Source organism: Alteromonas sp. ABV4_515 (assembly GCF_056160345.1).
Window position 1 is genome coordinate 1 of record NZ_JBSWWZ010000039.1, and the last position, 397, is coordinate 397.

The 397-nt window shown below is 55.4% G+C and carries 1 protein-coding gene; it reads right to left on the reverse strand.

Translation table 11 applies throughout. The features are described 5' to 3' along the window. On the reverse strand, positions 1-397 hold a 397-nt coding region (locus tag ACXAGX_RS20570), incomplete at both ends, for an Ig-like domain-containing protein (protein ID WP_474840713.1).

Consider the following 397-nt stretch of genomic DNA (forward strand, 5'->3'; position numbering starts at 1 on the left):
TAGCTTCAACGGTATACGCACCGTCGGCTAAGTCCGCAGGCACATCTGTGCTGAACGAGCCATCAGGCTGAACAGTGGCAGTGAAGGTTTGGGTATCGCCGTTAGCATCGGTCACCGTGATCGACACAGTTTCACCAGCAGGTAAATCGGTGGTGCCTGATACCGTTGGCGTCGCGTCGTTACCTGTCGTCTGCGCATCCAATGTAATGGTTGGTGCAGCGGTGTCAATTTCCCCGCCAACTTTTGTTGCCGTTGTTGTGTTACCAGCGGTATCGGTCGCGGTAACGTCTACTGTATAGGCACCGTCGGCTAGATCCGCAGGTACATCCGCACTGAACGAGCCATCAGGCTGTACCGTTGCGGTGAAGGTTTGGGCATCACCGTTAGCATCGGTCAC